Genomic DNA, 25677 nt, shown 5'->3' on the forward strand with positions numbered 1-25677 from the left:
GCCGATCCCTGGGAGAACCATGTCCTCGTCCGATGCCGACCTCGACGCTCTTCTGGGGAAGCTCGACCTGGAGACGAAGGTCCGACTTCTCTCGGGCGCGGGCGCGTGGACGCTCGAGGCGGCTCCGGAGATCGGCCTGCGCCCGCTGACCGTCTCGGACGGGCCGGTGGGCGTTCGCGGCGGCACGGACACCGAGCTGGAGCCGTCCGCCGCGTTCCCCTCGGGATCGGCGATGGCAGCCACGTGGGACGAGGAGCTGCTGCACCGGATCGGCGGCCGGCTCGCCGCCGAGGCGGTGCGCAAAGGAGTCGACGTCGTCCTCGGGCCCACCATCAATCTGCACCGCTCGCCGCTGGGCGGCCGGCACTTCGAGTGCTTCTCCGAGGACCCACTGCTGTCGGGCCGGCTCGCGACCGCCTACGTGCGCGGCGTCCAGGAGCGAGGGATCGGCGCATGTCCCAAGCACTACGTCGCCAACGACGCCGAGACCGACCGCTTCACCGTCGACAGCCGGGTGGACGAGCGGACGCTGCGCGAGCTGTACCTGGCCCCGTTCGAAGCGGTGGTCTCCGACGCGCAGCCGTGGATGGTCATGGCCGCCTACAACGGCGTGAACGGCACACCGATGACCGAGAACGACCTGCTCGCCGAGCCGCTCAAGGGCGAGTGGGGCTTCGACGGCGTCGTCGTCTCCGACTGGGGTGCCACGTACCACGGGGAGCCGGCGGCGCGGGCCGCGCTGGATCTGACCATGCCCGGGCCCGAGGCGCAGTGGCGCGAACCGCTGGTCGAGGCGGTCCGCGACGGCCGGGTGTCCGAGGCGGCGATCGACGAGAAGGTGCGCCGCATCCTGCGGCTGGCGGCGCGCGCGGGCGCGCTCGACGGGATCGGGGTAAGGGACCGCAAGCCGGCCGCCGGCCGGATCGAGGACGCCGCGCCGTTGGGCCGCGAGGCGGCTGCGGCGGCCGCCGTACTCCTGCGCAACGACGGCGTCCTGCCGCTGGCGACCGACCGCCTGCAGCGGGTGGCGGTCGTGGGCCCGGGGGCCAAGGACGCCCGCGCCCTCGGCGGCGGCTCGGCCAGCGTGCCGCTGCCCTACGTCATCACGCCGTTCGCCGGCATCCGCGCGGCGCTGGACGGCCGGGCCGAGGTGGTCACGGCCGTCGGCGCGACGCTGTCGGAGTCGTTGCGGGCCGCGCGGGCAGACGAGCTGGCCGGAGGGGACGACGCCGCGGTCACGCTGCGCTGGCTGGACGCCGACGGCGCGACGGTCGCCGAGCAGCCGGCCGGCACCGCCACGATCATCCGGTTGCTCGACAGCGTTCCCGACGGCGCCACCCAGCTCGAGGTGCGCACCGGCTTCGTGCCCGACGAGGACGGCGACTGGCGACTCGGCGTCGTGGGTCTGGGCAGGGTCGCGCTCGCCCTGGACGGCGAGACCGTGCTGGACGAGACCGAGGACCCGGAGGTCTTCGACGTCCACCAGATGTTCCAGTCGCCGCCGCAGCACGCGACCTCCGCCCCGCTGCGCTCCGGACAGCGGGTCGACGTGGCGATCCGCTACCGCTGGCCCGAGAACGGCTTCATCTTCCGGGTCGGCTTCGTGGTGGGGGCGCCCACGCGCCCGGCCGACGAGGAGCTGGCGCACGCCGTCGAGCTGGCGCGCACCAGTGACGTCGCGGTGGTCGTCGTCGGTACCTCCGACACGGTGGAGAGCGAGGGCTTCGACCGCACCACGCTGACCCTCCCGGGGCGGCAGGACGAGCTGGTTCGGGCAGTGGCCGCTGCCAACCCGCGCACCGTGGTGGTCGTCAACTCCGGCTCCCCGGTGGAGCTGCCGTGGCGGGACGACGTGTCCGCCGTCCTGGTCTCGTGGTTCCCCGGCATGGAGTTCGGCAACGCGCTGGCCGACGTCCTGCTCGGCGCCGCCGAGCCCGGCGGCCGGCTGCCCACGACCTGGCCCACCGGGATGGCCGACGTCCCGGTGCTGGACGTGACCCCCGCCGACGGCCGGCTGGAGTACGCCGAGGGTCTGCACATCGGTCACCGGGCATACCTCCGCGACGGCACCGAGCCGGCGTTCTGGTTCGGCCACGGCCTCGGCTACACGACCTGGGCCTGGGAGTCGATCGAGGCGACGGACGCCACCTCTGCGACGGTGCGGCTGCGCAACACCGGCGACCGCGCGGGCAAGCAGGTCGTGCAGGTGTACGCGTCCCGCCCCGACTCCGGGGTCGAGCGCCCGGTGCGCTGGCTGGCCGGGTTCGCCGTCGTGACCGCGCGGCCCGGCGAGACCGTGGAGGTGCCCGTCGAGATCTCGCCGCGCGCGCTGCGGCACTGGGACGGCGGCTGGGCCGTCGAACCCGGGGAGCTGACCCTCGCCACCGGACCCAGCGCCGGACGCCCCGCCGCCTCGACCACGGTGGCGTTGTGACCGTTCCGCACGGTCTGCGGGTGGAGCACCTCCACCAGGCGCTCGGGATCCGGACGACGGCACCGCGCCTCTCCTGGCGACTGCCCGATGGTGCGCGCGAACAGCAGGCCTACCGGATCACCACCGACAGCGGCTGGGACACCGGCTGGGTCGAGAGCCATCAGCAGCTGCTCGTGCCGTACGCCGGACCGCCGCTGGCCTCCTCGCAGCCGGTCGAGTGGCGGGTGCAGGTGCGCACCGACCTCGGGGAGACCTCGCTGTCGGAGCCGGCCTGGTTCGAGACCGGGCTGCTCTGGGCGGAGGACTGGGACGCCTCCTGGGTGGAGCCCGGCGTCATGCCGGACGGACCGGCGGGGGAGCGGCCTGCTGCGCTGCTGCGGTTCGAGTTCGACGTGGACCGGCCGGTGGTGTCGGCGCGCCTGCACGCGACCGCCCAGGGCATCTACGAGGCGTTCCTCAACGGCGACCGCGTGGGGGACGCGGAGCTGACGCCGGGCTGGACCCAGTACGACGTCCGGCTGCAGGTGCAGACGATCGACGTCACTGCCTCGGTCGCGACCGGACGCAACGCGCTCGCCGTGATCCTGGCCGACGGCTGGTTCCGCGGGCAGACGGGCGTCACCCGGGCCGCCGGGCAGTGGGGCGACCGGCTGGCGGTCCTCGCCCAGCTGCATCTGACGCACGACGACGGCAGCGGGACCGTCGTCGGCACCGGTCCCGGCTGGCGCAGCAGCACCGGCCACGTCGCCGCCGCCGACCTGATCGCCGGCGAGCGCTGGGACCTCACCCGCCTCGAGCGTGGCTGGGACGCCCCCGGCTTCGACGACGAGCACTGGGACGACGTCGCGATCGTCGAGCACGGCTTCGCCGGGCTGGTCGACTCGCCCGCGCCACCCGTGCGTCGGGTCGAGGAGCTGGTGCCGGTCTCGGTCACCCGCCTCGACGAGCACCGGCAGATCGTCGACCTCGGCCAGAACATCAACGGCTGGGTGCGGTTGACCGATCTGGGTCCGGCCGGCACCACGGTCACGCTCACCCACGGCGAGTGGCTGGGGCCCGACGCCGACGTCACGACCGACCACCTGAAGCCCGCGGTGCCGTTCCTGCCCGAGCCGTTGCCGGCCGGCCAGGTCGACTCGGTGGTCTCGTTCGGCGTGCCGGGCGAGGTCTTCGAACCCCGGCGGACGACGCACGGCTTCCAGTACGTGCGCATCGAGGGCCACCCCGACGACCTGACGCAGGACGACGTCCGCGGCGTCGTCGTCCACACCGACCTGCGGCGCACCGGCTGGTTCTCCTCCAGCGACGAGCGCATCGACCGCTTCCACGAGGCCGCCGTGTGGAGCCTGCGGGACAACGCCTGCGACGTGCCGACCGACTGCCCGCACCGCGAGCGGGGCCCGTGGGTGGGCGACTGGCAGCTGTTCGTGCCCACCGCTGCCTTCCTCTTCGACGTCGCCGGTTTCTCGCTGAAGTGGCTGCGCGACGTCGCCGTCGACCAGTGGCCCGACGGCACGATCGCGAACCTGAGCCCGAGCACCCGGGCCGAGGGTCGGGAGGGCCCGATCGCCTTCCTCAACGGGTCGGCCGGCTGGGGCGACGCCGCGGTGACCGTGCCGTGGGAGCTCTACCGCGCGTACGGCGACGTCGAGGTCCTGGACGAGCTGTGGCCGACGATGGTCCGCTGGCTGGACCGCTACGAGCGGATGGCTCGTGACCAGCGGCATCCCGCCCGGGCGGCGCGCCGCCCGGAGGCGGCCCCGCACGAGCGGTACCTGGTCGACACCGGCTTCCACTGGGGCGAGTGGCTCGTTCCGGGCCAGGAGATCCCCGACTTCGGGGCGTTCGTCGCCGCGGACAAGGGCGAGGTGGCGACGGCGTACTTCGCGTACTGCGCCGGCCTCATGGCGCGGATCGCGGTGCTTCTCGGCAAGGACGAGGACGCCGCCCGGTACGCGGAGCTGAGCGCGAACGCGCGGGCCGCCTGGCAGGCCGAGTACGTCGACGCCGACGGCCGGCTCACCACCGACACCCAGGCCAACCACGTGCGGGCGCTGGCCTTCGGCCTGGTGCCCGACGAGCTCCGGCCGGCGGTGGCCGACCGGCTCGTCGAGCTGATCCGCAAGGCCGGCACCCACCTGGGCACCGGCTTCCTGGCCACCCCGTACCTGCTGCCGGTGCTGGCGGACGCCGGCCACCTGGACGTCGCCTACGAGCTGCTGCTGCAGGACAGCGAGCCGTCGTGGCTGGTCATGGTCGACCGCGGCGCGACCACGGTCTGGGAGCGGTGGAACGGGGTCTCGGCCGACGGCGTGCCGTACGAGTCGCTCAACCACTACTCCAAGGGCGCGGTCATCTCGTTCCTGCACCGGTACACCGCAGGCATCGAGCTGGTCGAGCCCGCCTACCGGCGCTTCCGGGTACGGCCGCGTCCCGGCGGCGGGCTCACGTCCGCCGAGGCAGCCCTCGAGTCCCCGTACGGCCGGATCGAGTCGGCCTGGCGGATCGAGGGCGGCGCCCTGCACCTGCGGGTCGTCGTCCCGGCCGGTACGGAGGCATCGGTCGTCCTGCCCGACGGCGCCACGTCCACCGCCCCGGCGGGCGAGCACACCTACGTTCTGGAGGACTTCTCGTGACCGACGTGACCACCGAATGGGCGGGTCCGCCCCGGTTCCTGCCGCCGCACGAGCCGCTCCGCAGGGATGACGGCGCCCTGCACTACAGCGGGCTGACCTACGCCGCGCCCGTCGGCTACCGCCCCCTGCAGCTGGATCTCTGGGTGCCCTCCGAGGAGACCAGGAGCCCGCTGGTGGTCTGGATCCACGGTGGGGCCTGGATGGGCGGCGACCGCCGGTACCTGCCCGAGACCCTGCGTCCGGACCAGCTGTTCGACGCGCTGCTGGAGGCCGGGCTCGCCGTCGCGACCATCGACTACCGGCACGCCCTCGAGGCGCCTTTCCCCGCTCAGCTGCACGACGCGAAGGCCGCCGTCCGCTACCTGCGGGCGCACGCGGACGCCCTGGGCGTCGACGCGTCCCGGGTGGGCGTGGCCGGCGAATCGGCGGGCGGTCACCTCGCGGCACTGGTCGCACTGACCGCCCACCGGGCCGACCTCGAGGGCTCCCAGGGCGTCGTGGGGACGTCGAGCGCGGTCGACGCCGCCGTCGACTGGTACGGCGTCTCCGACCTCACGACCATGCCGCGGGCGACGCCACCCCCGCACATCGCCGAGAAGCTGCCGCCGGAGTTCGCCACCCCGCCGGAGGATTTCCTGCTCAGAGGGGCGGACGCCGTGACACGCGCCGACGCGAGCCCCATCACCCACGTGACACCGCAGGCGCCGCCCTTCCTGCTCGTCCACGGCACCGCTGACTGGCTGGTGCCGTTCAGCCAGAGCGAGCAGCTGCACGCCGCCCTGACGTCCGCCGGCGTGGAGTCGCGGCTGGTTCCCGTCGAGGGCGCAGAGCACATCTTCGACGGCTGCGCGGACATCGACGCGGTCGTCCAGCTCTCCGTCGACTACCTCGCAAAGGCCCTGAAGTGAGCGACCTGACCGTCCGGCCCGTCACCGTCGAGCACCATCGGGAGCCGCTCGGGATCGGCGAGACGACCCCGCGGCTGTCCTGGGTCATCGACACCGACCTGTCCGGCTGGCGGCAGGCCGCCTACGAACTGGAGATCGGCGACTGGTCGTCGGGTCGCATCGACTCCGCCGAGTCGGTGCTCGTCGCCTGGGGCGCGCCGCCGCTGACCAGCCGCGAGCGGCGCACAGTGCGCGTCCGCGTGTGGGGCGAAGGGAACACCGAGCCGTCGGCCTGGAGCGAGGACGTGGTCGTCGAGGCGGGCCTGCTCGCCGCCTCCGACTGGAAGGCCCAGCTGGTCGAGCCGCTCCTGCCCGCGCCCGGGGGAGCCGGCGAGCCGGTGACCCTGCTGCGCCGCGAGTTCACGCTGGACAAACCGGTGGCAGGCGCCCGGCTCTACGCCACGGCCCACGGCGTGTACGAGGCCGAGATCGACGGGACGGCGGTGGGCGACCAGGTCCTCGCACCCGGCTGGACCAGCTACCGGCACCGACTGCGCTACCAGACCTACGACGTCACCGACCTGGTGTCCGAGGGCACCCACGCGCTGGGGGTCACCCTCGCCGACGGCTGGTACCGCGGCCACCTGGGATTCACCGGCAAGCGGCACCTGTACGGCGACCGCACCGGGGCCTTCCTGCAGCTGGAGGTCGACCACCCGGACGGCACGCGCACGGTCGTCACCACCGACAGCGCGTGGCGCTCGACGATCGGTCCCGAGACGCGGGCCGACATCTACAAGGGCGAGACGATCGACTTCCGGCGCGAGCTCGCCGGCTGGTCGTCGGCGGGCTTCGACGACGGCGACTGGACGCCGGTGGAGATCGGGCCGCTCGACCCGGCGACCCTGGTCGCGCCGAGCGGGCCGCCGGTGCGCCGCACGCAGACGCTCCCGGTCCGGGAGATCATCACCTCTCCGTCGGGCAGGACGCTGGTCGACTTCGGCCAGAACCTGGTGGGCCGGATCCGGTTCTCGCTGCCCGACGGCCCGGCCGGCACCGAGATCACCGTTCGGCATGCCGAGGTGCTCGAGCACGGCGAGCTCGGGGTGCGGCCGTTGCGCAAGGCTGACGCCACCGACGTCATCGTGCTGGACGGCACGGGGCCGCGGACGTGGGAGCCGCGGTTCACCTTCCACGGCTTCCGTTACGCGGAGGTCGACGGATGGCCGGGCGAGCTGCGTGCCGCCGACCTCGAGGCCGTCGTCGTGCACACCGACCTCCGCCGCACCGGCACGTTCACCTGCTCCGACCCCGACGTGACGAAGCTGCACGAGAACGTCGTCTGGGGGATGCGCGGAAACTTCGTCGACCTGCCCACCGACTGCCCGCAGCGCGACGAGCGGCTGGGCTGGACCGGTGACCTCGAGGCGTTCGTGTCGACGGCGGCGTTCCTCTACGACACCGCCGGCATGCTGCGCTCCTGGTTGGCCGATCTCGCGGTCGAGCAGCTCGAGGACCTCGACGGCCTGGTGCCGCTGTACGTGCCGTGGATCCCGCTGATGCCGTTCCCGCTGTCGGCAGAGGCGGGCTGGGGCGACGCGGCCGTCGTCGTCCCGTGGACCTTGTACGAGACGCACGGCGACGCGCAGCTCCTGACCGACCAGTGGCCCAGCATGACCGCCTGGCTGGACGCCTTCACGGCGGCCGCGGGGGAGGCGCTGGACTTCGCCGGGGTGCCGTTCATGCTCGGCGACTGGCTCGACCCGGCCGCGCCGCCGGACCAGCCGGGAGCCGCTCGCACGCCGTGGCCGCTCGTGGCCACCGCCTACCTCGCCCGCTCGGCGCGGATCATGGCGCGGGCCGCCGAGGTCCTCGGCCACGACGGCGGCCGGTACAGCGCGCTCGCCGATCGGGTGACAGTGCGCTTCCGGGCCGAGTTCGTCTCGCCCAACGGCCGCCTCGCCTACCCGGCGCAGACCGCCTACGCCCTGGCGCTCGAGTGCGATCTCCTCCTCCCGGAGCAGCGCGAGCACGCCGGCGCGCTCCTCGCCGAGCAGGTGGCGAACGACCGCTGGCACATCGGCACCGGATTCCTGGGCACGCCGTTCGTCACCGACGCACTGGTGAACGCCGGGGCCGTCGCGAGCGCGTACGAGCTGCTGCTGCAGCGGGAGAACCCGTCGTGGCTGTACCCGGTGACCATGGGCGCCACGACCGTCTGGGAGCGCTGGGACTCCATGCTGCCCGATGGCTCGATCAACGAGGGCGAGATGACGTCCTTCAACCACTACGCCTACGGCGCGGTGGCGGACTGGCTGCACCGCACGGTCGCCGGCCTGGCGCCCGGAGCGCCCGGATACCGGGCGCTGCGCGTCGCCCCGCGACCCGGGCCGGGGATCACGTCGGCCGCCGCCACCCACGAGACCCCGTACGGGACGGCGGCGGTCTCGTGGTCGCTCGACGGCGGGACGGAGTTCTCCCTCGACGTCACCGTGCCGCCGAACACGACGGCCGAGATCGCCCTTCCCGACGGTTCCGCGCCGGTCGGCGTCGGCTCCGGCCGGCACTCGTTCAGCGCGACCATCGATGAGCCGAAGCCGGTCGAGAAACCGCAGCTGCCCGACTTCTCGGTGCACGAGTCATGAGACGCATGTCGTTCGACGACGGCTGGGAGACCCGGCCGCACGCCAGCTTCTTCCTGGAGATGATCGGCGTCGCCGAGCCATGGCGGTCTGTCACCCTGCCGCACGACGCCGCACTGGGACGTGACCGCGACCCGGCCGCCGGCTCCGGCACCGGATATGTGCCGAGCGGCGTGTACGAGTACCGGAAGACGTTCCCCGTGCCGGAGGAGTACCGCGACAGACGGGTGCTCCTGGACTTCGAGGGCGTCTACCGGTCGGCCAGCGTCTACGTGAACGGCAGCCTGGCCGGCCAGTGGGCCTCCGGCTACACCGACTTCACCGTCGACCTCGACACCCACCTCCGCTACGGCGAGGACAACGAGGTGCGCGTCGTCTGCCGCGCCCACCAGGACTCCCGCTGGTACTCCGGCGCCGGCATCCATCGGCCCGTCCACCTGGTCGTCGCCGACCTCGTGCACATCGCGCTCGACGGCGTCGTCGTCACGACCAGGGACGTGGACGCCGAAGCCGCCGTGGTCGAGGTGGCGACGACCGTCGAGCACGACGGCCGGGGCCTCGCCTCCCGGCGTGTGGCGACCGAGATCCGGGATGCCACCGGCGCCGTCGTCGCGACGGCCGCGTCGCCGGTCACCGTGCTGCCCGGCGAGCCGGCCGTCGTCCGCCAGCGAGTCCTCGTGCGGGCTCCGGCGCTGTGGAGCGTCGACAGCCCGGTTCTGTACACCGCGTCGGTCTCCCTGGTCGACGGGCACACCGTGACCGACGACGCCGAGGAGACGTTCGGCATCCGCAGCCTGTCGCTGGACCCCCAGCGCGGGCTGCGGATCAACGGAGAGCCCGTGAAGCTGCGGGGCGCCTGCGTCCACTCGGACAACGGCGTGCTGGGCGCGGCGACGATCGCCCGTGCCGAGGAGAGGCGCGTCCAGCTGCTGAAGGCCGCGGGCTTCAACGCACTGCGCAGCGCGCACAACCCGATGAGCCGGGCCATGCTCGACGCCTGCGATCGCGAGGGCGTCCTGGTGATGGACGAGCTCACCGACATGTGGACCGAGAGCAAGACGGACTTCGACGCGGCTCTCGACTTCCCGCGGTGGTGGGAGCGCGACGTCGAGGCGATGGTGCGCAAGGACCGCAACCACCCCAGCGTCGTCCTGTACTCGATCGGCAACGAGATCCCCGAGGTGGGCAAGCCGCACGGCGGCGTCTGGTCGCGGCGGCTGGCCGAGAAGGTGCGCGCCCTCGACGGCACCCGGTTCGTCACCAACGGCATCAACGCGATGCTCGCGGTGATCGGCGAGGCCACGGCGGAGCGCGAGCAGGCGGGCATCAACACGATGCTCAGCGACATGGCCGAGTTCATGGACGAGCTGTCGGCGTCGGAGCTGGTCGCGCGGCGCACCGAGGAGTCCTACGACGTCCTCGACGCCGCGGGGATGAACTACATGGAGGCCCGCTACGAGGTCGACCGCGAGCTGTTCCCCCGGCGGGTGATCGTCGGCACGGAGACCTTCTCCGGCAAGATCGACCGGCTCTGGCGGCTGGTGCGGGACAACCCGCACGTGATCGGCGACTTCACCTGGACCGGCTGGGACTACCTCGGCGAGGCGGGCGTCGGCCGGGTGACGTTCGCCGACGACCCCACGGCCGGGCAGTTCGGGGCGCCCTACCCGTGGCTGCTGGCGCACGTCGGCGACATCGACATCACCGGCCACCGCCGCCCGGCGTCCTACTACCGGGAGATCGTCTTCGGCCTGCGCACCGACCCGTACATCGCCGTCCACCGGCCGGAGCGGCACGGCCGCGAGCTGTCGAAGACGCCGTGGGCGTGGAACGACGTCGTGGGTTCGTGGTGCTGGACGGGCGCGGAGGGCAGCGCAGTCACCGTCGAGGTGTACAGCGACGCCGACGAGGTCGAGCTGGTCCTGGACGGACGGTCGCTGGGGACGGCGAAGGCGGGCGAGCAGAACCGTTTCCGCGCGGAGTTCTTGGTGACCTGCGAGCCCGGCGAGCTGACCGCGGTCGCGCGAACCGGCGGCGCGGAAACGGGGCGGCACGTGCTGCGGTCGGCGGTGGGCCCGGTCGGGCTGGCTGCCGTCGCGGATCGTCCGGTGATCAGGACCGACGGCACCGACCTGGCGTACGTGGAGATCGCTCTCCAGGACGCGGACGGCGCGGTGTTCCTCGGGCTCGACCGCGAGGTGACCGTCGTCATCGACGGGCCGGGCGTGCTGGCCGGCTTCGGCAGTGCCGCCCCGTCCACCGAGGAGTCCTACCTCGACGACGTCCACACCACCTTCGACGGCCGCGCGCTGGCAGTCGTCCGTCCGACCGGCCCCGGGACGATCACGGTGACCGCCTCGGCAGGCGGCTGCGAAGATGTGGCGGTGACGGTCGAGGCGCGGTGAGCCGGAGGCTGGGCTGGGCGGTGGTCGGCACCGGCGGGATCAGCCGGACGACGGCCGGTGACCTGCACCTGACCGACGACCTCGACCTCCTGGCCGTGGCGTCGCGGACGATCGAGAACGCGTCGGCGTTCGCCGCGGAGTTCGAGCTGCCCCGGGCCTACGGCGACTACGACTCGCTGTTCGCCGACGACGACATCGACGTCGTCTACATCGGGACGCCGATCGCCACCCACGCGGAGCTCGCGCGGCGCGCGCTGCTGGCCGGCAAGCACGTGCTGGTCGAGAAGGCGTTCACCACGACCGCTGCCGAGGCGCGGGCGCTCGCCGCCCTGGCCGCGCAGCAGGGGCGCTTCCTGATGGAGGCGATGTGGATGCGCTTCAACCCGGCGATCAACCTCATGCTCCGCGAGCTGGACGACGGGGCGATCGGCGACGTGCTCAGCGTCCAGGCCGGGTTCGGCATCCCGTTCCCGCGGACGGCGAACATCTGGCGGCCCGAGCTGGGCGGCGGCGCGCTGCTCGACATGGGCGTCTACCCCCTCACCCTCGCCGACCTGGTGCTCGGGCCGCCGGACACCCTGGAGGCCACGGGGGCGATCCGCCCCGACGGGCTGGACGTCACCGCGTCGGTGCTGCTCGGCTACGGCGACGGCCGCTTCGCGCACGCGCTGACGTCGCTGGCCGGCCCGGTGAACCCGGTCGCCTCGATCGGCGGCACCGAGGGGATCGTCTCCTTCGACGCGCCGTTCTTCGCCACCGGCTCCTTCCGCGTCGTGCAGTGGCCGGACATGGAGTCGCGCACCGAGGCCGTGGAGATCGAGGGCGCCGGCTACGTGCCGATGTTCCGGGCGGTCTGCGAGGCCATCGGGGACGGGCTGCTCGAGCACCCGCTCCGGCCGCTGCGCGACACGATCGACGTCCTCAAGACGATGGACGAGGTCCGCCGGCAGCTGACCGTGCAGGGGGCTGGCAGTCTGCGGTAGTCGGGCGCCGCGCCGGGATACACCCGGGGGACCACCCCGCATCTCGACCGAGAGGAACCGCACCGTGCGCGGAGCTGTGCTGCACGCCCCCGGCGACGTCCGCATCGAGCAACTGCCCGATCCGGAGATCGTCGAGCCGACCGACGCGATCATCCGGATGTCGGCGACCTGCGTCTGCGGGTCGGACCTCTGGCCCTACCGCGGCATCAACGAGGTGAGCGAACCGACGCCGATCGGCCACGAGTACTGCGGCGTGGTCGAGGAGGTCGGGTCGGAGGTGACATCCGTCCGGCCCGGGCAGTTCGTGATCGGCTCGTTCATCGCCTCCGACAACACCTGCCCGCACTGCCGGGCCGGCTACCAGAGCGCGTGCGCGCACCGGGTCGGCATGACCGGCGCCCAGGCCGAGCTGCTGCGCGTGCCGCACGCCGACGGCACGCTCGTCGCGACACCCGACCAGCCGGATCCGCAGCTGCTCCCGAGCCTGCTCACCCTCTCCGACGTGATGGGCACCGGCTGGTTCGCCGCCGTCGCCGCCGGAGTGCAGCCCGGCATGACGGTCGCCGTCGTGGGCGACGGCGCCGTCGGCCTGCTCGGGGTGCTGTCGGCGCGGCAGATGGGCGCCGAGCGGATCATCGCGATGAGCCGGCACGAGCCGCGGCAGAAGCTGGCCACCGAGTTCGGTGCCACCGACATCGTGCCCGAGCGCGGGGACGAGGCCGTGGAGCGGATCAAGGACCTGACCGACGGGGTGGGCGCGGAGGCCGTCCTGGAGTGCGTCGGTACAGGAGAGGCCATGTCGCAGGCCATCCGCTCGACCCGGGCCGGCGGAGGCGTCGGCTTCGTCGGGGTGCCGCACGGGGTCGAGGTCAGCGGCCGCACCCTCTTCACGACGATGGTGCGGCTGCACGGGGGCCCTGCGCCGGTGCGCCGGTTCCTGCCGGACCTGATCGACGCGACCCTGCGCGGGGAGATCGATCCCGGCCGGGTCTTCGACCTCGACCTGCCTCTGGACGACGTCGCCGAGGGCTACCGCGCGATGGACGAGCGGCGCGCCATCAAGGCCCTGTTGCGGCCGTGAGGCCAGGAGTCACCGTGGACCTGTCGGCTGTCGTTCTCCCGGACCGTTTCCCGATCTCGACGTTCCTCGACGACGTGCTCGACGCGGAGCGCGCGGGCGTGCGCACGGTCTGGACCTACGACCACCTGACCTGGCCGCTGCTGGCCGGCGGCCCCTGGTTCGGCGCGGTGCCCCTGCTCGCCGCGGCGGCGGTCCGGACGGAACGCGTGCGACTGGGCACCCTGGTCGCGACGCCGAACTTCCGCCATCCGGCGCCGTTCGCCAAGGAGCTGATGACCCTCGACCAGCTCACCGGCGGCCGGCTCGAGGTCGGCGTCGGCGCCGGCACCGAAGGGCCCGACGCCCGGGTGCTGGGCGGTGAGGCGCTGACGCTTGCCGAGCGGGCGGACCGGTTCGCCGAGTGGCTGTCGACGCTGGACCGGTTGCTTCGCGAGCCGGTCTCGACGATCGAGGGGACCTGGTACCGAGCGGTCGACGCCCACCAGCTCCCGGGCTGCGTGCAGCAGCCGCGGGTGCCGTTCACGGTGGCCGCGACCGGTCCCCGGGCGCTGTCGCTGGCGGCGCGCCTGGGCTCGGCCTGGGTCACCTACGGCCCGTACGGCGCCGACGTCGGAGCCGACGAGTGGTTCGCCGCCGTGGGCCACCAGAGCCGCCGGTTGACCGAGGCGCTGGAACGGGAGGGCCGCGGCGCGTCGGACCTGCGCCGGACGGTGCTGTTCGGCCTGGAGGTGCGCTGGCCCTTCCAGAGCCGCGAGCGCTACCTGGACGTCCTGGGACGCCTCACGGAGCTCGGAGTCGCCGAGGTCGGCGTCCACTGGCCGCGACCCGACGGGCGCGGCGTCCCGGCGCAGGCCGTGCCCTTCGTCTGCGAAGAGCACGGCCTGCCGGGGCGCTAGACGGAGACGCCGTCCTCGTCCCGCACCACCACCGGCACGGTCGCCGTGGGGTCGGACATCGTCATGAGGGCGGCGAGCTCCTCCTCGGACTCCACCGCCTCGCCGCGGGCGACCATGCCCGCGTGCTCGGAGAGCGGGATCTCCTTGAGGAAGATCGCCAGCACCAGGGCAACCGCGAGGATCGGCACGAGGTACCAGAACACCGGGGCGAGGGAGTTCGCGTAGGCGTCGACGATCGCAGTCCGCAGGGGCTCACCGGCGGCCTTCACGGCCGACGGGACCAACGTCTCCGGGGAGGTGATGCCCGCCTGCACGGCCTGCTGCGCGTGGCTCGTGAGCGCGGAGACCAGGTTGTCGGCCAGCCGGCTGGTGAACAGCGTCCCGAAGATCGCGACACCGAGGGTGGCGCCCACCTCGCGGAAGTAGTTGTTCGTCGAGGTGGCGGTGCCGATCTGGTCGGCCGAGACGGCGTTCTGCGCGGCGAGGACCACGTTCTGCATGATCAGGCCGAGCCCGGCGCCGAGTACGAAGAACATCGCGCCGACCGTCCACAGCGACGTGGACCCGGAGAGGGACGTCAGCCAGACCAGCGCCGCCAGGATCACGGCCACGCCGGCGACGGTGAAGATCTTGTAGCGGCCGGTCCGCTGGATGAAGCCGGCGGAGCTCTGGATCGTGAGGATGATGCCGGCGGTCATCGGCAGCATGAGCAGACCCGAGTTCGCCGCCGAGAGACCCGAGCTCATCTGCAGGAAGGTCGGCATGAACGCGATCGCGGAGAACATGCCGAGCCCGACAGCCAGGCCCAGCGAGGTGGCGACGACGAACGTGCGGTTGCGGAAGAGGCTCAGCGGGATGATCGGCTCCGTCGCGCGCCGCTCGATGAGCACGAAGGCGATGACCGAGACGACGAAGAGGACGAGCATGGCCAGCGTCCGGCCGGCGGCCCAGCCGTCGCTGCCGCCGAAGTCGGTGAACAGGATCAGCGACGTGGTGGTCGCCGAGAGCGCGGCGATGCCGGCGTAGTCCAGCGGCGTCGTGCTGCGCTTGCGGGGCAGGGTGAGGGCGAACCAGCCGATCGTGAAGGCGGCGAGCCCCACCGGGACGTTGACCCAGAAGCACCACTGCCAGCCCAGCGCCGCCGAGTCGGTGAGGAAGCCGCCGACCAGGGGCCCGGCGACGGCTGACAGGCCGAACAGGGCGCCGATCGGGGCCATGAACTTGGCCCGCTCCCGGGCGGGGACGATGTCGGCGATGATCGCCTGCGACAGGATCATCAGGCCACCGCCGCCCAGGCCCTGGACGCCGCGCCAGACGACCAGCCAGGTGAAGTCCGGCGACAGCGCCGCGCCCAGGCTGGCGAGCGTGAACAGCCCGATCGCGATCAGGAACAGGTTGCGGCGGCCCCACAGATCGCCGAACTTGCCGTAGATCGGCATGACCAGTGTGGTGGCCAGCAGATAGGCGGTGGTCATCCACGCCATGTGGGAGACGCCGCCCAGGTCGCCGACGATGGTGGGCATCGCCGTGGAGACGATCGTCTGGTCGAGGGCTGCCATGAGCATGCCGGCGAGCAGCGCGGAGAAGATGAGGTTCACCCGCCGCCGGGTCAGGACGATCGGCGGTGGGCTGACGGACAGCGGGGCCTGCACGGGGAACTCCAGGGGTCGTACCGGCCCGGTGCCGCGGGTGCGCGGCGCCGGGTCACTTCGGGGCGGGGAGCCCGGCCCGAAGTGCGTCCCACGCCTCGTCGACGAGGTGGGGGAGGGAGGCGGTGAAGTCGGTCGCGAGCCAGCGGTGCAGAGCCGTTCGCATCGCGACGCCGGCCACCCCCGCCAGGAGTGTGGGATACACGTCTGCGCCGACCCGGGTGCCCGTGCGCTCGGCGATCGCCGCGGCCAGCACCCGCTCGGACTCCCCGAACATGGCGGCGAGTCGGCCGACGAGTACGGGATGCGCATCGATGACGGTGAGGCGCAGCGGCCACAGCTCGGTCTCGCCGGCCATCTCTTCGGCCTGCTCCATGGTCACCGAGCGCAGCGCCTCCACCGGCGGCTCGTCCACCGGTCGGTCGCGGAGGGCTCGCACCTGGCGGTGCATCGCCTCGGGGTCCAGGCCGAGGACGGCGTCGTCCTTGGAAGAGAAGTAGTTGAAGAAGGTGCGCGGCGAGACGTCGGCGCGCGCGGTGATGTCGTCGACGGAGACGTGCTCGAGCCCGCGCTCGGCGACGAGCTGCAGAGCCGCCTGGTGCAGCGCCAGCCGCGTGGCGAGCTTCTTGCGCTCACGCAGGCCCGAGGTCACCTGGCCATGATCGCAGAAACTTGCAGTCCCTGCAAACTTGCTGGGACTGCACGGCGCGTCGGGCTGCGAGGCGCGGCCCCATGCATCCGAGTCTCCGGCGTTCCGGCAGGCTGTCGCCGTGACTCCTGACCTGGCCTCACTGTCGCTGGAGGAGAAGGCCTCGCTGCTCTCGGGCGCCAACTTCTGGACGACCGAACCGGTGCCCTCCGTCGGCCTCCGCGCCGTCGTGCTCTGCGACGGGCCGCACGGGGTTCGCCGGCAGGCCGCGGACTTCGACGCGGTCGGCTTCTTCGAGGGGCTCCCGGCCACGTGCTTCCCGCCGGCGGTCGCCGTCGCGTCCAGCTGGGACCCGGAGCTCGCCGAGCGCATCGGGACGGCGATCGGCCGCGAGGCACAGGCGCTGGGCGTGCACGTGGTGCTCGGGCCGGGTGTCAACATCAAGCGTTCGCCGCTGTGCGGACGCAACTTCGAGTACTACTCCGAGGACCCCCTGCTGGCCGGGGTGCTCGCGACGGCGCACGTCCGGGGACAGGAGGCGTAGGGGGTCGGCGCGTCGGTCAAGCACTTCGCGGCCAACAACCAGGAGACCGAGCGCATGCGGGTCAGCGTCGACGTCGACGAGCGGACATTGCGCGAGATCTACCTGCCCGCCTTCGAGCGGGTCGTCACCGAGGGACGCCCGGGTGCGGTGATGTGCGCCTACAACCGGATCAACGGCGTGTACGCCGCCGAGAACCGCTGGCTGCTCACGGAGGTGCTGCGCGACGAATGGGGCTTCGACGGGGTGGTGGTCTCCGACTGGGGTGCGGTCGAGGACCGGGTCGCGGCGCTGGCCGCCGGGCTCGACCTGCAGATGCCCGGTGATCGCGGTGCGGGTGACCGGCGCGCGATCGAGGGTGTCCGGGCCGGGGAGATCGACGAGTCGCTCGTCGACACGAGTGCCCGGCGGGTGGCCGCCCTGGCGCGCTACGTGCGCGAACCCGCCGACGGCTTCGACGTCGAGGCGCACGCCGCGCTGGCCCGGGAGCTCGCCGCCGACTGCGTCGTGCTGCTGAAGAACGAGAACGGGACCTTGCCGCTCGCCCCGACCGCCCGGGTGGCCGTCATCGGCGAGTTCGCCCGGACGCCGCGGTTCCAGGGCGGCGGCAGCTCCAACGTCAACGCCACGCGGGTCGAGTCCGCGCTGGACGCCGTCCGGGCGCTGGCCCCGTCGGCGACGTTCGCGCCCGGGTTCACCCTCGACGGCTCCGGGGACGCCGGGGCCCTGCGCGCCGAGGCGGTCGAGCTGGCCCGCGGTGCCGACGTCGCCGTGGTCTTCGCCGGGCTGGGCGACGCCGAGGAGTCCGAGGGCTTCGACCGCGAGACGCTCGAGATCCCGGAGGCCCAGGCGCACCTGGTCCGCGCGGTCGCCGAGGTCGCGGCACGCACCGTGGTCGTCCTCTCCAACGGCGGGGTCGTCACGCTGGACGACTGGCACGACGACGTCGACGCTGTCGTCGAGGGGTTCCTGCTCGGGCAGGCCGGCGGGGGCGCGCTCGCCGACGTGCTGTTCGGCGTGGTCAACCCGTCGGGGCACCTGGCGGAGACGATCCCGTTGCGGCTGGAGGACACCCCCTCGTTCCTGAGCTTCCCCGGCGAGCAGGGGCACGTCCGCTACGGCGAGGGCGTGATGGTCGGCTACCGCGGCTACACGACGCTGGACCGGCCCGTCCGCTACGTCTTCGGGCACGGCCTGAGCTACACCACCTTCGCCACGACGGACCTGACCGTCGCGGCGACCGGACCGGACACGGCCCGCGTCTCGGTGACCGTGACCAACACCGGCGACCGGGCGGGCAAGCACGTCGTCCAGGTGTACGTCGCCACGACCGCGGGCCCGGTGCGCCGGCCCGCGCGCGAGCTGCGCTCCTTCGCCAAGGTGGCGCTCGAGCCGGGCGAGTCGCGGACGGTGAGGTTCGACCTCGAGCGCAGAGCGTTCGCGTACTACGACGTGCGGGAGGGCGGCTGGGTCGTCGCGCCGGGGGAGTACGCCGTCCAGATCGGGGCCAGCGCGATGGACGTCGTCGCCGAGACGGTGCTCACGCTGGCGGGGGACCGGCTCGTCCCGAGGCTCACCTTCGACTCCTCGGTCGGCGAGTGGTTCGGCCACCCGGTGACCGGCGCCGACATGCTGCGGCTGTTCCGGGCCGGCATGCCCGCCGCGGTGGCCGAGGCGGGTGGCGACACCTCGCTGCTGATGACGATGGTCGGCTCCATGCCGATGCGCCGGTTCCTGGCCGACATGGGCGAGTTCGTCCCCGTCGGGGAACTGGAGCGGCTGATCGCCGTCGCCGCTGCAGCACGAGAGGAACGGACGCTCTAGAGATCATTGCGCCGGCCGGTGTTCGGCTGCATGCTGTCGCCGGGCGCGGCCCTGGGGGAACCCGGGTGGAGCTGTCGCCCACCAAAACGTCGCAGCAGACGTCATGGACATCTGTTGCGGAACCTCCGCCCGTCGTACTCCGTTTCGGCCGGCCCACCCCGGGGCACAGCGCCGCACACCGGCCCCGGCGTGGTCGTGAAGTCCCCGCGCCGGGGCCGTGCCGCCCTCCCGGGTGTCAGCTCCGCTCTCGTATCTGCCAGGCTCGCCAAGGTGACCGAGGGCGCCCCGGGCAAGCCGCTGTCCGACATCATCGCGCCGGGGCTCGACATCCTGTTCTGCGGGATCAACCCCTCCCTGATGTCGGCCGAGCGGGGTCATCACTTCGCGAGGCCGGGCAACCGTTTCTGGCCGGCGCTGCACCTGGCCGGCCTCACCCCGCGGCGGCTGGCCCCGGAGGAGGACCGCGAGCTCCTGCAGTACGGGCTCGGCGTCACCAACGTCGTCGCGCGGCCGACGCGGGCGGCCGCCGAACTCGGCGTGGCGGAGCTCAGGGAGGGCGCTGCCGAACTGGCCGAGTTGGTGACCCGTTTCCGGCCCCGCGTCCTGGCAGTCCTCGGCGTCACCGCCTGGCGCGCGGCGTTCGAACGTCCCCATGCCACGGTGGGCCTGCAGCCGGAGCGCATCGGTGGCGTCACGACGTGGGTGGCCCCCAACCCGAGCGGGCTCAACGCCCGCCACCAGCTGCACGACCTCGCGCGGGCGTACGCCGAGCTACGGCCCGCTTAGCGGTTCCAGAGCCGGACGAGCTCGCGCTGCTGGCGGGCGATCTGGTCGACCGCGTCGAGGTGGTCGTCCCACAGGAAGCCCTCGAACTCGCTGTGGATCCGCTCGGTGTATCCACCGTCCCGAAGGACCGCGACCAGTTCCGGGTACGGGATGCACGGTTCGGCGTCGTCGGCGCCGAGGGCGAAGAACTTCGCCTGCACGTGCCGCAGGTGGGGAAGCACGTCGCGGAGCCCGTCCGGATCGCCGGCCCGGAACAGGGCGTAGGCGATGTGCGCCGTCTGCACCGAGAGGCCACGTTCGTCGGGCGCGAGGCCCGGTAGTGCTAGCACCTCGTCCACCGCCTCTGCGACGGGGCGGCCCGCGGACCACGCCTGCGTCATCACCCGCAGGGCGGCCGCCGGGGTGCCGCCCGCCTCGGCGTCGGCCAGGTAGGGCGCCGGGATCGCCTGGACGAACGCGCTGAAGTCCTGGATGAGGCCCAGATGCGGGCAGGCGAGCCGGTCCAGCTCCTCGACGAGGGCGGCGACGGCCGGGTCGGTGCGGGGCTCGGTGGCCAGCTCGACCACCACCGCCATGCGGGTGTGGTCGGCCAGTCGGGCGAGGGCCGGCAGCACCTCCGGCGTCGCCGTGTTGATCCGCATCATCGGAAAGCCCAGCCGGCGGGCGAGGTCGACCTCGGCCTCGACCAGATCCACCGACTCGAGCGGGCACAGGATCTTCGACGACGAGCGCGCCGGCTCCAGATAGGCGCAATAGGACACCGGGACGACTCCGGTCCGGTCGACCGCCGCGCGGAACTCGCGGACCTCGTTCTCGGAGACGTGCGGATAGGAGCGCAGGCTCTGCGCGCCCACCAGTTCGATGCCCTGGTCCGGCCCCAGGGAGGCGACCTGCTCGAGGCAGCCGGTCAGGGTGAGCCGGCGTTGCCAGAACAGGCCGCCGAGGCTGAACAGCATGACGCCCAGCCGGGGGGTGGTCATCGCGCGACCTCCGAGCGTGCCCGGTCCACGATCACGGCCGCGTCACCGCTGGGGCTGACCAGGTAGGGGATGCGCGTCCCGATCACCAGACCCACCGCGTGCGGACCCGCGGCCGGCGGCGCCTCGAGGACCACCCGCACGGTCGCCGCGTCGAGGACGGACCACCAGCGCTCGTCCTGCGCGGTCAGATCGGCCGCCGGCACCCGAACCCCGTGCAACTCCACGATCGTGCGGTCGGCATCGAGGAGTTCGCCGTCGAGGTCGATCTCCAGGCGTTCCACGCACGACAGGGGCACCGAGCGGTACCAGTTCAGGCGGACGGCGAGCCGGAGGACGTCCTCCTCGAACCTCGCGGACTCGAGCAGGTGGCGGGCGAACACGGCGCCTGTCTACACGGCATTTCTGCTGATAGGCAACAAAATGTCGAGATCGGGACTGAATGGTCGGGTCATCATCGAGGGCTATGACGGGCATCAGCATTGATGTGTCCGCGACGCGTTGACTTCCTCCGGCAGTCGACAGAAGTATGGAACCGAACCCACTGTGGCCGCGACCACGCCGAGTCCTGGAGGTCCTGATGACCGCTCGCGTCCGTGCCGGCATCATCGGCGTCCCGTGCACGTCGTGACCGGGTCGACCATCCGGCTCGGCGTCGGCGATCGTGCCCCGCTCTTCACCCTGCCCGCCGCCGACGGCGGCTACGTGCAGTTGGAGCCCGCGGACCACGTCGCCTCCGTCGTCGTCTTCACGGCGAGCGGCTGCCCGTTCGCCCGCGCCTGGCACGACCGCATCCAGCAGGTCGCCCGCGACTACGCAGGCCGCGGCGTCGTCGTGCTCCAGGTCGTCAGCAACGACGACACCGACCACGCCGAGGATTCCCTGGAGTCCATGCGGGCCCGCGTCGCCGCCGGTGAGCTCGCGGGCCCGTTCCTCCGCGACGCCGAGCAGACGGCGGCCCAGGCCTACGGCGCCACCGCGACGCCCGAGGTGTTCGTCGTCGACCGCGAGGGGATCGTCCGGTACCACGGCGCACCCGACGCCGACCACGACGACCCGGCCCAGTCCGCGGACTGGCTTCGGGAGGCGCTGGACGACGTGCTGGCCGGCCGCGACGTCCGCCGCCCCGCCACCTCGCCTGCGGGCTGCTCGATGAAGTGGCGGGTCGAGCTGCTCTGGTGGGACGGCTGCCCCACGCACCGCCAGGCGGCCGACCTGCTCCGCGACACGCTCGCGGAGATGGGCCGGGCAGACGTGTACGTCGTGGAGCGCCAGGTGCGCACCCGCGAGGAGGCCGAGCGCCTGGGCTTCCCGGGATCGCCCACCTTCGCCGTCGGCCTGCGCGACCTGTTCCCGACCGGTTCGGCGCCCGCGCTGACCTGCCGGGTCTACGACCGCGACGGCCGGAGCTCGCCCCTGCCGGCCGCCACCGAACTGGGCGAGCGTCTCCGCGACGCCCTCGCCCGCCCCTGGGACCTGCCCGGCTGGGTGGACCCCCGCAAACCCTCGAAGCAGGAGTCCTGATGGCGTCGATCACCTACGAACGCATCGTCAAGCGCTACCCGGACGGCACGCAGGCCGTCTCCGACCTCGACCTGTCCATCGAGGACGGCGAGTTCCTCGTCCTCGTGGGGCCCTCGGGCTGTGGCAAGACGACAGCGCTGCGCATGGCGGCCGGGCTCGAGGAGATCTCCGGCGGGCAGCTGCTCATCGGTGACCGGGTGGTGAACGCGGTGGCCCCGGCCGACCGTGACATCGCGATGGTCTTCCAGAACTACGCGCTGTACCCGCACATGACCGTGCGCGACAACATCGCCTTCCCCCTGACCTGCGCGAAGATGTCCAAGCAGGAGATCACGACGCGGGTCGAGAGGGCGGCGGAGTCCCTCGGCCTGACCGAGTACCTGCACCGCAAGCCGAAGGCACTCTCCGGCGGCCAGCGGCAGCGCGTCGCGATGGGCCGGGCGATCGTCCGCAGCCCGCAGGCGTTCCTCATGGACGAGCCGCTGTCGAACCTCGACGCCAAGCTGCGCGGCCAGATGCGCGCCGAGATCCGCGCGCTGCAGCGCGAGTACGCGACGACGACCCTCTACGTCACCCACGACCAGGTCGAGGCGATGACCATGGGTGACCGCATCGCCGTCCTGCGCAAGGGTGTCCTGCAGCAGCTGGGTACGCCCGAGGAGCTGTACGACTCCCCGGCGAACCTCTTCGTCGCCGAGTTCATCGGCTCGCCGCCCATGAACGTGGTGAGCGCGACGATCGTCCGCGGGTCCGAGCTCCTTGTCGGCTCCCAGCGGCTGCCGCTGCCGGCCGGGGCCCTCGACGGCCTCCCGTCGCTCGCCGGGGACGCCGTCCCGGTGGCCCTGGGGCTGCGCCCGGAGAGCCTGCGCGACGCCGCCGTCGCCGACCCGTCGTGGCCGCGCCTGGTCGCCGACGTGCAGCTGGTCGAGAACGTGCCGCCGGAGAAGCTGGTCCACCTGCGGATCGACGCCGAGCAGGTAATCACCGACGCCACGCTGGAGATCGCCAAGGACGTCGACGCCGCTGCGGTGGACGAGCTGCGCGCCCTCGGCAAGGGCTCGGTGCTCAACGCCCGCCTGCCCGGGACGACCGCCGTCCGCGAGGGCACCCGCGCGGAGTTCGCCCTGTCGCCGTCGTCGCTGCACTTCTTCGACCCGGCCACCGGCGACGCGCTCACCCGGGGCGCGCGATGACCGTCAAGCGGGGCGTCAGTCTCTACTCGTACCAGGACGAGTACTTCCTGCGGACGTTGTCCCTCGAGGACTGCATCCGCGAATCGGCCGCCTTCGGCGCCCGGGGCATCGAGATCATCCCCGAGCAGTCGATCCCCGGGTTCCCGCGCGTCTCCGACGAGTTCGTCGACACCTGGTTCGGCTGGATGGACAAGTACGGGACGACGCCGGTCGCCACCGACCTCTTCCTCGACACGAAGCTCCACCCCGACAGGTGGCTGACGCTCGAGGAGCAGATCGCCTCGGTTCACCGGGACATCGACATCGCGGTGAAGCTGGGCGCGCGGATCATCCGGGCGATCATCAACACCCCGCCCGAGGTGATGGAGGGCGCGGCGCCCTACGCCGAGGAGAGGGGTGTCCGGCTCCTGCTCGAGGTTCACGCGCCGTTCCACTACGGGCACCCGTGGATCCTCGAGCACCTCGAGGTGATGCACCGGACGCAGTCGCCGGCGCTGGGCCTGATGCCCGACATGGGCACCTTCGTGAAGCGGTTCCCGCGCGTGGTCAGCGACCGGGCGATCCGCGACGGCGCCGACCCGAAGCTCGTCGACTACATCGTCAAGACGTATGACGACCACGGCGACACCCATGCCCTGATGGACATCATGAACTACCGCCACGGCGGTCCGGCCGAGATCGGTCTGGCCCGCCAGGCGACGCACTACATCTGGACCGACCCGCGCTCGATGCTCGAGCACCTACCGCTGATCGGGCACATCCAGGCGAAGTTCTACGAGATGACCGACGAGGGAGTCGAGTACTCGATCCCCTACGACGAGATCGTGCCCGTGCTCGTGGAGGGCGGGTTCGACGGCTACCTGTCCAGCGAGTACGAGGGCAACCGGCACATCCAGGACGCGTTCCCGGTCGACAGCGTCGAGCAGGTGAGGCGGCAGCACGCCCTGTTCGCGCGCCTGCTCGGGGAAGAGGTGTAGTCGTGTACGACCAGTACATCGTCTGCGAGGAGGGCTTCCGGGCCCGCGAGGACGGCGTGACCGGCGGGATCGTCGAGGTGCGCATGCCCTACTACCGCGGCCTGACGCTGTCGATGGTGGAGGCCGTCGACCTGACGCTGGACGGGCAGCCGGTGCCGCCGCCCCGCACGACGTTCACCGTGCACGGCAACACCTACACGTTCGACCAGCTGCCGCACACCGTCGACGACCGGTGGGAGATGGGAGAGCGGGCGCAGCTCGCCTTCGAGACCGACGAGCCGCTGGCACCGGGCGAGCACGACGTCGCCGTCTCGGTGCGACTGCGCATCTCGTACATGCCCGTGCCCGGCGGTGGCCGGGACCGCAAGCGCCTGACGCTGGCCGCCTGAATTTCGAACTCGACGGGAACCCTCATGACATCCCCCGACCGTCCCGGCATCGGGATCGGCCTCATCGGCTACGCCTTCATGGGCGCGGCGCACTCGCAGGCCTGGCGCACCGCCCCCCACTTCTTCGACTTGCCGCTGCGGCCGGAGCTCACCGTGCTCGCCGGGCGCAACGCGGCCGCGGTCGCTGCCGCCGCCGGCACGCTCGGCTGGGCGTCCACCGAGACCGACTGGCGGCGCGTCATCGAGCGGGACGACGTCGCACTGGTCGACGTCTGCACACCCGGGGACACCCACGCCGAGATCGCCGTCGCCGCCCTCGAGGCGGGCAAGCACGTCCTGTGCGAGAAGCCGCTGGCCAACACGGTCGCCGAGGCGGAGGCGATGGCCGAGGCCGCCGCCCGGGCTGCCAGGAAGGGCGTGCGCTCGATGGTCGGCTTCACCTACCGCCGGGTGCCCGCGATCGGCCTGGCGCGGCAGCTCGTGGCCGAGGGGCGGTTGGGCGACATCCGGCACGTCCGGGCGCAGTACCTGCAGGACTGGATCGCCGACCCGGCCGCGCCGATGTCGTGGCGGCTGGAGAAGGAGAAGGCCGGCTCGGGTGCGCTCGGGGACATCGGGGCGCACATCGTCGACCTCACCCAGCACATCACCGGCCAGCTGCTGACCGGGGTCAGCGGGATGCTCGAGACCTTCGTGACCGAACGGCCGCTGCCGGCCGAGGCCGGGTCGCTGTCGGGCACCGCGGGGGAGGGGACGGGGCGGGTGACCGTCGACGACGCCGCATTGTTCACGGGCCGGTTCAGCGGGGGCGCCCTGGCAACCTTCGAGGCCACCCGGTTCGCCCTGGGGCGCAAGAACGCGATCCGCGTCGAGATCAACGGGTCCGCCGGCAGCCTCGCGTTCGACTTCGAGGACATGAACGTCCTGCACTTCTTCGACGGCAACGACCCGGCCGCCACTGCCGGCTTCCGGCGGATCCTGGTCACCGAGCCCGAGCACCCCTACGTAGCCGCCTGGTGGCCCGCCGGCCACGGCCTCGGGTACGAGCACGGTTTCACCCACCAGGTCGTCGACCTGCTCACCGCCATCGCCAAGGACGAGGACCCCACCCCGTCTTTCGCCGACGGGCTCCGGGTGCAGCGCGTGCTCGACGCCGTCGAGCGCAGCTCCGCGAACAACTCCGCCTTCACCGAGATCTGAGGAG

The 25677-nt window shown here is 72.6% G+C and carries 19 protein-coding genes and 1 pseudogene; 16 read left to right on the forward strand and 4 right to left on the reverse strand.

Features of this window, described 5'->3' with window-relative positions:
• Window positions 1–19: 19 nt before the first annotated feature.
• The 8 genes from AC2H4J_RS05875 (at window position 20) to AC2H4J_RS05910 (ending at window position 13964) form a co-directional block, all read left to right on the forward strand.
• On the forward strand, window positions 20–2434 hold the full coding sequence (locus AC2H4J_RS05875) for a glycoside hydrolase family 3 C-terminal domain-containing protein (protein WP_487463912.1): 2415 nt from the start codon (window positions 20–22) through the stop codon (window positions 2432–2434).
• The gene (locus AC2H4J_RS05880) at window positions 2431–5070 is read left to right on the forward strand and encodes a family 78 glycoside hydrolase catalytic domain (protein WP_487463913.1); all 2640 of its coding nucleotides are present in this window, start codon (window positions 2431–2433) and stop codon (window positions 5068–5070) included. Before AC2H4J_RS05875 ends, AC2H4J_RS05880 begins: the two co-directional genes overlap by 4 nt.
• Complete coding sequence (locus tag AC2H4J_RS05885) at window positions 5067–5978, forward strand: alpha/beta hydrolase fold domain-containing protein (protein WP_487463914.1); 912 nt, start codon at window positions 5067–5069, stop codon at window positions 5976–5978. The genes AC2H4J_RS05880 and AC2H4J_RS05885 overlap by 4 nt, the downstream gene beginning before the upstream one ends.
• Entirely contained in the window at window positions 5975–8602 is a 2628-nt protein-coding gene (locus AC2H4J_RS05890; RefSeq protein ID WP_487463915.1) for a family 78 glycoside hydrolase catalytic domain, read from the forward strand. The genes AC2H4J_RS05885 and AC2H4J_RS05890 overlap by 4 nt, the downstream gene beginning before the upstream one ends.
• A complete protein-coding gene (locus AC2H4J_RS05895; RefSeq protein ID WP_487463916.1) occupies window positions 8599–11004 on the forward strand; it encodes a glycoside hydrolase family 2 TIM barrel-domain containing protein in 2406 nt (801 codons plus the stop codon). Before AC2H4J_RS05890 ends, AC2H4J_RS05895 begins: the two co-directional genes overlap by 4 nt.
• Window positions 11001–11987, forward strand: a complete 987-nt coding sequence (locus AC2H4J_RS05900; protein WP_487463917.1) for a Gfo/Idh/MocA family protein — start codon at window positions 11001–11003, stop codon at window positions 11985–11987. The genes AC2H4J_RS05895 and AC2H4J_RS05900 overlap by 4 nt, the downstream gene beginning before the upstream one ends.
• Window positions 11988–12051: 64 nt before the next feature.
• On the forward strand, window positions 12052–13068 hold the full coding sequence (locus AC2H4J_RS05905) for a zinc-dependent alcohol dehydrogenase family protein (protein WP_487463918.1): 1017 nt from the start codon (window positions 12052–12054) through the stop codon (window positions 13066–13068).
• A 14-nt stretch (window positions 13069–13082) separates the two neighbouring features.
• Window positions 13083–13964, forward strand: a complete 882-nt coding sequence (locus AC2H4J_RS05910) for an LLM class flavin-dependent oxidoreductase (protein ID WP_487463919.1) — start codon at window positions 13083–13085, stop codon at window positions 13962–13964.
• On the opposite strand, the gene AC2H4J_RS05915 is transcribed toward AC2H4J_RS05910, so the two are convergent.
• Entirely contained in the window at window positions 13961–15616 is a 1656-nt protein-coding gene (locus AC2H4J_RS05915; protein WP_487463920.1) for an MDR family MFS transporter, read from the reverse strand. The two genes, AC2H4J_RS05910 and AC2H4J_RS05915, sit on opposite strands and share 4 nt — an antisense overlap.
• Window positions 15617–15668: 52 nt before the next feature.
• Window positions 15669–16265, reverse strand: a complete 597-nt coding sequence (locus tag AC2H4J_RS05920) for a TetR/AcrR family transcriptional regulator (protein ID WP_487463921.1) — start codon at window positions 16263–16265, stop codon at window positions 15669–15671.
• Between the two features lie 226 nt (window positions 16266–16491).
• Between AC2H4J_RS05920 and AC2H4J_RS05925 the strand changes: the two are divergent.
• From AC2H4J_RS05925 to mug, 3 genes and pseudogenes are all read left to right on the forward strand, one after another.
• A pseudogene (locus AC2H4J_RS05925) lies at window positions 16492–17934 on the forward strand (glycoside hydrolase family 3 C-terminal domain-containing protein); the annotation flags it as partial.
• Window positions 17935–18627, forward strand: a complete 693-nt coding sequence (locus tag AC2H4J_RS05930) for a fibronectin type III-like domain-contianing protein (RefSeq protein ID WP_487464352.1) — start codon at window positions 17935–17937, stop codon at window positions 18625–18627.
• 270 nt (window positions 18628–18897) lie between these two features.
• Window positions 18898–19413, forward strand: coding sequence for a G/U mismatch-specific DNA glycosylase (mug, locus tag AC2H4J_RS05935; RefSeq protein WP_487463922.1), 516 nt, complete (start codon window positions 18898–18900; stop codon window positions 19411–19413).
• Here mug and AC2H4J_RS05940 read toward each other — a convergent pair.
• A complete protein-coding gene (locus tag AC2H4J_RS05940) occupies window positions 19410–20393 on the reverse strand; it encodes a sugar phosphate isomerase/epimerase family protein (protein WP_487463923.1) in 984 nt (327 codons plus the stop codon). The genes mug and AC2H4J_RS05940 overlap by 4 nt on opposite strands.
• On the reverse strand, window positions 20390–20773 hold the full coding sequence (locus AC2H4J_RS05945; protein WP_487463924.1) for a C-glycoside deglycosidase beta subunit domain-containing protein: 384 nt from the start codon (window positions 20771–20773) through the stop codon (window positions 20390–20392). Before AC2H4J_RS05945 ends, AC2H4J_RS05940 begins: the two co-directional genes overlap by 4 nt.
• 244 nt (window positions 20774–21017) lie before the next feature.
• Between AC2H4J_RS05945 and AC2H4J_RS05950 the strand changes: the two genes are divergently transcribed.
• From AC2H4J_RS05950 to AC2H4J_RS05970, 5 genes are read left to right on the forward strand one after another with little or no spacing between them, the layout of a single operon-like run.
• A complete protein-coding gene (locus AC2H4J_RS05950) occupies window positions 21018–21914 on the forward strand; it encodes a thioredoxin family protein (RefSeq protein ID WP_487463925.1) in 897 nt (298 codons plus the stop codon).
• A complete protein-coding gene (locus AC2H4J_RS05955) occupies window positions 21914–23107 on the forward strand; it encodes an ABC transporter ATP-binding protein (RefSeq protein ID WP_487463926.1) in 1194 nt (397 codons plus the stop codon). The genes AC2H4J_RS05950 and AC2H4J_RS05955 overlap by 1 nt, the downstream gene beginning before the upstream one ends.
• Window positions 23104–24084 carry a sugar phosphate isomerase/epimerase family protein gene (locus AC2H4J_RS05960; RefSeq protein WP_487463927.1) on the forward strand — a complete coding sequence of 327 codons (981 nt, stop codon included), beginning with the start codon at window positions 23104–23106 and terminating at the stop codon, window positions 24082–24084. The genes AC2H4J_RS05955 and AC2H4J_RS05960 overlap by 4 nt, the downstream gene beginning before the upstream one ends.
• Window positions 24085–24086: 2 nt before the next feature.
• Window positions 24087–24473 carry a C-glycoside deglycosidase beta subunit domain-containing protein gene (locus tag AC2H4J_RS05965; protein ID WP_487463928.1) on the forward strand — a complete coding sequence of 129 codons (387 nt, stop codon included), beginning with the start codon at window positions 24087–24089 and terminating at the stop codon, window positions 24471–24473.
• Between the two features lie 24 nt (window positions 24474–24497).
• Window positions 24498–25673, forward strand: a complete 1176-nt coding sequence (locus AC2H4J_RS05970; protein WP_487463929.1) for a Gfo/Idh/MocA family protein — start codon at window positions 24498–24500, stop codon at window positions 25671–25673.
• The last annotated feature ends 4 nt before the right edge of the window (window positions 25674–25677 follow it).

The sequence above is a fragment of the Blastococcus sp. OS1-29 genome (genome assembly GCF_057628075.1).